The sequence below is a fragment of the Paraburkholderia sp. RCC_158 genome (assembly GCF_041355255.1).
Taxonomy (GTDB): Bacteria; Pseudomonadota; Gammaproteobacteria; order Burkholderiales; family Burkholderiaceae; genus Paraburkholderia; species Paraburkholderia graminis.
In genome coordinates, this window is the sequence record NZ_JBFUPM010000053.1 from 1 (window position 1) to 8,687 (window position 8,687).

Below are 8,687 nucleotides of genomic sequence, written 5' to 3' on the forward strand. Positions count from 1 at the left end.
ATGGTCGAGAAGATCTTCGAAGTGGTGCGCGCGATTTCGGGTGAAGGCATGACCGTGCTGCTGGTCGAGCAGAACGCGCGTCTCGCGTTGCAGGCGGCGAACCGCGGCTATGTGATGGACTCGGGTCTCGTCACGATGTCGGGGGATGCCGAGCAGATGCTGGACGATCCGAAGGTGCGGGCGGCTTATCTAGGCGAATAACATGTGCGCGCGCTGCGGGAGGCTGCCTCGGCAAAGTTGGAAAGATGGGTGATTCATTGTCGAGCGTTGTACGAGCGACAGGCCGGTAAGGACTACAGATCGGACATCCACCTCCTTAATCTGAGGCTCCCTGAAGGGTCGGGCTGCGTCAGTCCGCTCCCCGAACTCATCGCTCCGAAGCGGTCACTGGAATTCCGCAGCCCCAAAGCGGCCAGTCGGCAGTGCGTACTCCCGACCCTTCTCGGTCGTACGGTCGTGGCCGTCGGACGTCTCCTCTGGCGGCATCATCAGTCATTCAATCTTCGCTCGAGTTCTCTTCGGCTCAAGGCCGTACGCTGACAGTGGCGCGCCGAAAACCGGGAAGCCCGAAAACACTCCGCTGCCACGAGCGGCAAACTCCGGCTGTCAACTTGTGAGCCTTGCCGCGATATCGCGCACGAAATCGATCAACGTCTCGGGATTGACCGGCTTGACAAGGTGCCGCTCGCAACCGGCTTCGCGTGAGCGCGCGCGGTCTTCCGGCGCCCCGAATCCGCTGAGTGCAACCAAAACCGCATGTGCGGTTTCTGGCAGCCCCCGGAGTCGCCTCGCCAGTTCGTGTCCGCTCATCCCCGGTAAGCCAATGTCGAGGACGACGATGTCGGGAAGAAATCCTTGTGCGGTGGTAAGCGCCGTTTCGCCATCGGCGGCACACTGAACCTCATGGTCGTGCAGGAGCATCCCCAGCGATTCGGCCGCGTCACGATTATCATCAACAATAAGTACGCGTAACCGTCTCGTGAGCTGTCTCACCCGTTCGGTCGCGTCCGTAGTCCCGGTGGCTCTTGCCTGCGTTGTCGGCAACCTGACCGTGAATCGCGATCCCTTTCCCACCCCGTCACTCGCAGCCGTGACGCGGCCACCATGCATATCGACCAGGTTCCGCACGACAGACAGCCCGATCCCGAGACCCGGGCGCCACCGCCCGTCTGGCGGGGCAAGCTGAACGTATGGCTCGAACATGTGGACGAGTTGCGACGCAGGTATACCAATTCCCGTGTCACTCACGACGATTTCAATCTCATCACCATGAACCGCGGCTTCGATGATTATCTTGGCGCCGCCGTCCGAATATTTGATTGCATTGTCGAGCAGATTCGAAACGATTTGGGTCAGCCTCGTTCGGTCACCGTCTACAAGGACAGGCTCGCCGGGCAAGTTGGCATGAATACGGTCCCGATGCTCGTTCGCGATCGGCAGGTTGATTTCGACAGCGGTTTGGACGGCCTCCCGGATGTCGAACACTTCATGCTGCAAACGGATCTTTCCGCTACTGATGCGTGACACGTCCATCAGATCGTCGATCAGGCGGGTCAGGTGCGAGCATTGGCGCTCAACCGTCATACGCGCCCATTCGACTTCGGGCGGCATGTCGGTGCGGATCTGCCCGAGAATCTGCGCCGCATTGCGGATCGGCGCGAGTGGGTTTCGAAGTTCGTGGGCCAACGTTGCCAGAAACGCGTCTTTGCGACGATCCGTCTCGCGAAGTGCCTCTTCGGCGAGCGTGCGTTGTGTGATGTCGGTTAACGTGCCAATGAAAGACTGGATCGCGCCATTCGCTGCTGTACGGAAGCGGCCATGCATCTCGACCACGCGTGGCGCACGGTCGTCGATACGCAAGATTCGAAAAACGGAATGGAAGTCGCCCCCATGTTCCATGGTTTTCGTGTAGTGCGTGATGAGCGCTTCGGCGTCCTCCGGATGAACAAGTTCGCGAACAAACGCCTTGCATGACAGCGGTCCCCGGAACTCGGGTTGGCCAGTGATCTCATACATCCGTTTGTTTTCCCAGAATCCCATCCGCGTTGGAACATCCCATTCGAAAATTCCCAGCCCGGCTGCCGATGCTGCCATGCGGAGCCGTTCCTCACTCTTTTGCTGTGCCGCCAGAGCCCCGTCGCGCTCTGCAATGGTCGCGGAGATGCGGTTGTCCTGTTCGTCGACCAGTTGCCTGATCGCAGCGTCGATGGTTGCGCTGAACAAATCCTCGATGAGTTGATGTGCCGCAGCCTGGGCGCTACGTGAAACCGATGTCGTCGCGAAAAATTCGCGTGTCGCCTGCTGCACGCAGCGCTGTAACTGGTTTAACTCGCGAAATAGCTCATCAAGCTGGTAGCCACGCATCCAGCGGTCGCGACCATGTTTTCTGGCGTCGCTGTGCAACCGGGCAAGCGTCATCTGATCGGTGCGCAAAACGAAACAGATTTCGTCAAAAATCGACGGAAGATGATCGACCAGTTGGCCCGTCGTTAGCCTGCCGGCTGGTTCAATCGCCGGGTCCGATCTCACTGCACGAAGCCAGCGGCGTGTGATAAGTCCCGTTTTTCCCTCAAGATATGCCGCAAGCTCGGGGAAGGAGCCGATTCGAGGCGACTTCATGGTGAGTTCCTCTGCGTTGTTATGACGCGTGTGCGCCGCGTGGCGGTCCAATGCATTGAGGTGGAGCTTCTCCAGAGCAAGAAAAGGTTACATCAGCAGCAAATTTTTGCACATTGTCGGCCGATCGCCGACAATGAACGCCCGGAAGGACGTTGGGCTAACACTCGAGTACCGTTACGGAGAACCGGCTCCAATCCGGAAAATGTGTTCAGTCTGTCCGGCGCGACGGTTTGGCGCAGAGGTGGCTCGCATCCTGACCAAAGGGTGCGCCACTTCGACCCTCCACCGCCGCTGAGATGTGTCTTCCGACAGCTGGAGCGGCATAGGCGAACCCTAGCGCTTGAGCGCCGCATTGCATCCCTGAGCCGCCGTTCGGCGACAGAGCGCGACCGTCGCCTGATTGCCGTCGAACGAAACCGCTCGCGCGGCAGGGGCTGCGACCCGACGCTGGAGGTCCGGGAGCGGCCTGTCGGGCGGTTTATGTTGCGAATGAGGCAGTTCGCCTCGTTCTTCAACAGGAGCTGCATCATGACCTCCTCCGAACCGACCGTCATCCCGTTGCGTCAGCGCATGATCGACGACGTGCGTATGCGCCAGCTTTTCCCGAAGGCGCAAGCCAACTATCTGCGGATCGTCCGCGAGTTCGCCCGATACCGCCACGGTCGAGGAGCTGCGAACCAGTATTCGATGACGAGTTGTGGAGACCGATCCAGCCGTTGCTGCCACCGCCCAAACCTGGGCGGCTCAGGCATGAGCCGCTGGCGCCGGCTGCGCGACTGGCAGCAAGCCGGAGTCTCGGACCGGTTGCACGAAGTACTGCCAGGCAGGCTGCGTGCGGCCCATGGCATCCACTGGTCACGCGTCATCGTCGAATCTTCGTCCATTCCCGCTGTGGGATCGGGTCAAAAACAGGACCTAATCCCACCGATCGCGCTCGACCTGGTTCAAAACATCACCTCGTCACGGGAGGGCAAGGTATCCCGCTCGCGCTAATCGTCGTCGTGCAAGGCTGAGCCGGCATCCAAGTTCGTCCAGGCCACGAGTTGACAGTTTTACTGTCGCAACGTTGACGGATTTAATACGTTGGACGCATGACGGCCATCAGCGATGCTACGAGGAGGTGCTTCTTCATCTTCTGGGCCATTTGCTGTTGAGCTTAGTTACCAAAGAAAAGAGTTCAGCGCTGCAGAGCCACTTCCATCAACTCATCCGTGGCGACAGGGCATCGGTTGGCTGGGCAAGCCACAGTGCCGGTGTCTGTTTTATCCCAGGAGCGTCATCTGCACGACCTTCATGACAACCAGGCCGACGGCGAGCAGCAGATAGCCGCGCAGCACGCCCATCCAGACACGCTTGCTCAGCGTGAGGTTCGGCGGTGGCAGTTCATCCAGCGGCGGCATGCGCCACCTATCGCGTGCACCTTCCGGATACACCTGTACCGCGCCGTCCGCCGTTTCGCGACGAATCCTGCGAATGCCGACCGTCGCTGCATAACCGAAGATGGCAAGCAGTGTTCCGCCAGCGAGCGTTGCCAGAATCGTTTTGCCCGTGATGTCCGGGTATACGACAGACGCGGTCAGGATGATGGACAGCATCACCAGCACCCAGATAACCGCACCCGTAAACAGGTTGAGGCTCTTCGAGTTGACCCACGGACCAAGCACGGCGCGGTCGTTGCACAACAGCAGCAGGAACACGGTGGCGCTTGGGAGCAGCACGCCCGCGAGTGTTTGCACGGCTTCAGTCAGGAGACCGAGCGGGCTGCCAGGAATCAGCACCAGCGCTGCAGCGGCGGCGACAATGCCGAAGTAGACGAGATAGAAGCCCTTGGCATCCGACACAGAACGATGCAGCGAATGACGAATCTTGAACACATCGCCAATGGCGTAAGCGGTCGACAGCGATACCGCCGCCGCGCCGATGACGCAGGCGTCAAGAAGTGCCACGGCGAAAAGGGTAGCCGACGTGCGACCCGCATATTTTTCCAGGCCTCGGATCACGCCGCCGGCATCGGTGAAATTGCCGAACTCAGCTTTGCCGGCGTACATTGCAGCGCAGAATGAAATCATCGTGACTGCGCCAATCAGAACGAACACAATTCCAATCCACAGGTCGACTTTTCCGTACTTCATGAAGCGCGGCGTGATGCGTTTATCGATTACGTAGCTCTGCTGGAAGAACAGTTGCCACGGCGCAACCGTCGTGCCGACGATGCCGATGACGAGCAGCATCACATCGCTCAGTTTCGAGTGGGCGGGCCAGTTCGGAATGAACAAGTCGTGCGCCATTTGGCCAGCCGGCGGATGAATCGACACCAGCACGGGCACCAGCAACAGGCTCACGAGGCACAGGACGACAGCAAAGCGTTCAAAGCGGCGGAAATTGCCGGTACTGACCGCGGCCATCGTCAGCGCCGCAGCGATGCAGACCCCCAGAATCTTCGAGATGCCGAAGAAGTCGAGCACGAATGTGATACCGATGAACTCGGTCACGATGGTCAGCGCGTTAAGAACGAACAGGTCGACAATACTGAACGCACCCCAGAATTTGCCGAAGCGTTCGAAGATGAGCCGCGCGTGGCCGACACCTGTGACGGCGCCGAGGCGCAGCACCATTTCCTGGTTGACGAAGAGCACGGGCACGAGCAGCAGCATGGTCCACAGCAAGGTGGTCCCATAGTTCTGCCCGGCCTGCGTGTAGGTACCAAAGGCACCGGCGTCGTTGTCGCCAACCATCACAATGAGACCGGGGCCGAGGATGGCCAGCAGCGTGCGGAAGCGCGCCCACCAGTTGGTGCGGGGCGCGGTGTCGTGATGGGCGATGGTGCCAAGTGCGCCCCTGATGTCTCCGACGTGCGCACAGTCAAGCACGGCGCTGCGTGGCGGTGTGACGTTAGTTGGAGTGGCCATTTTTCTTTCTTCCCTGATTTTGGCTATTGAAAGGACATTGCGCACCTCACGCATACATAAGGGCGTCTACTGTCGAACGACGGCGTCGCCTGCGTATGGCGGGAAAAGGCGCGGGAGATTACGAAAAGAGCGTTGCAAGGCGTTGCCAGAACGCAGCGAACATGTGCGGCTCTGGGCCGTGCAGGGCCAGCATGGAGTCGTAGTGGTCGCGTGATTCGTGGACGTGCGGTAGTTGCGACAGTAGGAGACCGAAGTGCATGTTATTTCTCAGAGTGTTTGGCTTAACGCAGCCGGCGGAAAGCCAGCAGACACGGAGGTCGGGCGCACTATGCGCGCGTCGACGAGCGTCCACTCGCTTTCCTCGGGCAAAGGTAGAGGTGAGTGGCATACGGCATAACTGTCACTGTCCGGCGTGGCGGCTCCTTATCGGCGTTCTCGCATGCGTTTTTGCTGCATGTTCGCAACGCGCGTGCTTATCCATGCGTCCGACTGCGCCATCGAATATCGACAAGGCGCGAACGGACGCAGCCGCGAGTTGACGCTCGCGACGCGATGCCATACGGACACGCAAACGCTGCGGCCATATGGCGCTAAGAAAGGTGCACGGAGAGGGTTACTACGGCGCGCACCGTCTGCCTTAAGGCAAGACGGCGGCTGGGTGAAGAAAGCGCGGACGTCCTGCCGGTCAGGCAGCGAAACTATTCGAAGGTCGACTACTGCAGGTGTCCAAGGCATCAGCCCCTTTTGTGAAGACGCGCAAATTTTAGGTGGCTCTTTAATCCAAAGTCAACAGGATTCACTAAGCAGAGCCAATATGATTTCCCCGCACCGATCAGTCTTTCGAAATGACAGCTAGGAGAGGTAAATGAAAGGCTGTGGACGCTGCTGCGATGTGAAGCAGAATCGTTTTCCGCTGAACCAGGCTTGAGATTCGGAGTGCGATGTTCCTTGTGTTTTTTTTACTTGCCCTTTGACACGCGAGCCGAATAGAATTCGCCCGTCTCATCAAAAGGAGTCCCTCGTGGACACATCTTCTAGTAGTGGAAGACCGATGCCGGCCAGTGCCGGCGAAGTAACCGCGGGATAGCCGCGGCGGGGAAACTCCTTCGCCGCTAACCCGCTCTGGTCGGGTTAGCGCGCTTCATCACTGACTGGCTTTCTGCTGTCTGTCAGCAGCACGCTCCCTCTGTTTGACCGTCTTTCGCAAGTTCACTTGCGAGACACAATCACGTCTTTACGTCGCCTGACTTTGTCGGGGTGGACGGGAGTGGGCTTAGGTTCGTCAAATCATTTGTTAGGTCTTTCAGTGGCTCGGTGCATGCGCCGCGTCCGATGTCCCTTGTTGCCCGGGCGCTGCCGTCTCACGTCCGCGCGAACTGCGGCGTGCGAGTGGCCGCGTATGCAGCCCGCGCACGTTTCCTTGTCGCACCGTCTCCCGACCGCGCGACAGTTGCACATGCCGGCGGCCTCCCGCAAGACCGTGGCGCTCTCAGGTTCGCAGGCAACCAGTTGCGCGGCGCCCGAAACATGGCCGCGCGCCAAGCCTTTCGCGTTGCCTATGTGGGTCGCCCTTAACGTCAACCGGCTACGCGATTCTCGCGATGAAGGTCGCCGCAATTGCTCTGGTCGCAATGTTGTCCACCTCGTCCGTCGGTAACGAACTGGACCCTGCCTTACGGCTGGGTGGTTTTCCTGAACGGGGACCTGATTCACGGTCCCGCCACACTTAGCGTGCCATATCCACAAACGAACGGATTCATCCGCCAGATAACTTTGCCTGCACTCATCATGAATAAAAACCTGAAGACTAAACTGCTGATGTCCGGCGGTCCGATCAGCCTTAGCTTCCTGCTGTCCCTCGGCGTGGTGCCACCCGCTTTCCCTCAGGCGGCCAGCGAGGGAGCGCCGGCCCAGACCGAAGCTCCGTCGACCCTGTCAGGGGTGGACAATCCGGCGGCGAAAGCGGACCAGGCGCCGCTGGCGCCGACCGGATTGTGGGACCGTTCGAACCTGTTCGGCGACATGGGCGGCTTGCGTCCGTGGCTCGGCAACTATGGCGTCACCTTGAGCCTGCAGGAAACCAGCGAGTATCTGAACAATCTGTCCAGCGACGTGAAGCGTGGCGGCGCCTACGACGGTCTGACCCTGAGATTGACCCGCAAAAACGGACGCCTATCCTTTTGATGAGGAGGTGCCGAAATGGGCAAGCATCGTACGCCGTACCCGGCGGAATTCCGGGCGCAAATGGTTGAGCTGGTGAAGGCCGGGCGCACGCCGGAGGAACTGGAAAAGGAGTTCGAGCCGACCGCGCAGACCATCTATAACTGGGTGGCGCAGGCCGGGCGTGACGCGGGCACACGCCACGACGGGCTGACCACCGCCGAGCGGCAGGAGCTTTCTCGGCTGCGTCGTGAGAATCGGCAACTGAAGATGGAAAGAGACATCCTCTCTCACGCAGCGGCCTGGTTTGCCCGGGAGACGGGAGCCGTATCGCCGAAGGATACGGATTCATGAGAGCGAACCGGGCCCGCTGGCCCATTGCCACGATGGCGCGGCTGCTCAGGGTCTCCACAAGCGGCTATTACGGGTGGCTGGCAAGAGAGCCATCGGCGCATGCATGCAGTGACGCGCAGTTGCTGGGGCGCATCCGCACTCTACATGCGAGCTCGCGCGGCACATACGGTGCGCCTCGTATTCATGCGCAGCTCGCGCGTGAGGGCGTGCATGTCGCACGCAAGCGCGTAGCGCGCCTGATGCGCCTGGCGGGGCTGCGCGGTGCAAGCCGGCGGCGCTGGCCCCACACCACGCGGCAACGCGCAGGGGCCCGCCGTGCCCCCGACCTGGTGCGTCGCCACTTTAGCGCCGATGCCCGCGATGTACTGTGGGTGGCAGATGCCACATACCTGCCCACCGGTGAAGGGTTCCTGTATCTGGCGGTGGTGCTTGATGTGTTTAGCCGGCGCGTCGTCGGCTGGGCAATGTCAAACCATCTGTACACCGAACTGATGCTGCGGGCACTGGACATGGCGTTGACCCAACGGCGTCATGAAGGTGTGATCCTGCACTCCGACCAGGGGTCCCAGGGCGGATTCAACCGGTCGTCGCAACACTGGATTGTTGAACAGATTTTAGATACTCGTCCAGAGCTTCGGCCGGTGT

The 8,687-nt window shown here is 60.2% G+C and carries 4 protein-coding genes and 3 pseudogenes; 5 read left to right on the top strand and 2 right to left on the bottom strand.

The window, feature by feature from the left end:
• Positions 1–201, top strand: a pseudogene (locus AB6809_RS35865) (ABC transporter ATP-binding protein); the annotation flags it as partial.
• 405 nt (positions 202–606) lie between these two features.
• Here AB6809_RS35865 and AB6809_RS35870 read toward each other — a convergent pair.
• Positions 607–2,619, bottom strand: coding sequence for an ATP-binding protein (locus tag AB6809_RS35870; protein WP_371028561.1), 2,013 nt, complete (start codon positions 2,617–2,619; stop codon positions 607–609).
• Between the two features lie 650 nt (positions 2,620–3,269).
• Between AB6809_RS35870 and AB6809_RS35875 the strand changes: the two are divergent.
• Positions 3,270–3,617, top strand: a pseudogene (locus AB6809_RS35875) (IS5/IS1182 family transposase); the annotation flags it as partial.
• A 264-nt stretch (positions 3,618–3,881) separates the two neighbouring features.
• Here AB6809_RS35875 and AB6809_RS35880 read toward each other — a convergent pair.
• On the bottom strand, positions 3,882–5,528 hold the full coding sequence (locus tag AB6809_RS35880; RefSeq protein ID WP_371028563.1) for an NRAMP family divalent metal transporter: 1,647 nt from the start codon (positions 5,526–5,528) through the stop codon (positions 3,882–3,884).
• Positions 5,529–7,316: 1,788 nt separating this feature from the next.
• Here AB6809_RS35880 and AB6809_RS35885 point away from each other — a divergent pair.
• The 3 genes and pseudogenes from AB6809_RS35885 to AB6809_RS35895 form a co-directional block, all read left to right on the top strand.
• Positions 7,317–7,673 (top strand): annotated as a pseudogene (locus AB6809_RS35885) (carbohydrate porin); the annotation flags it as partial.
• A 54-nt stretch (positions 7,674–7,727) separates the two neighbouring features.
• Complete coding sequence (locus tag AB6809_RS35890) at positions 7,728–8,042, top strand: IS3 family transposase (protein WP_062608513.1); 315 nt, start codon at positions 7,728–7,730, stop codon at positions 8,040–8,042.
• On the top strand, positions 8,039–8,687 hold a 649-nt coding region (locus AB6809_RS35895; protein ID WP_371028562.1), incomplete at its 3' end, for an IS3 family transposase. The genes AB6809_RS35890 and AB6809_RS35895, both read left to right, overlap by 4 nt.

What these genes read in the sequence shown, in the direction of transcription:
- AB6809_RS35870 (WP_371028561.1), bottom strand. Translation starts at nt 2,619, where the DNA reads ATGAAGTCGCCTCGAATCGGCTCCTTCCCCGAGCTTGCGGCATATCTT.
- AB6809_RS35880 (WP_371028563.1), bottom strand. Translation starts at nt 5,528, where the DNA reads ATGGCCACTCCAACTAACGTCACACCGCCACGCAGCGCCGTGCTTGAC.
- AB6809_RS35890 (WP_062608513.1), top strand. Translation starts at nt 7,728, where the DNA reads ATGGGCAAGCATCGTACGCCGTACCCGGCGGAATTCCGGGCGCAAATG.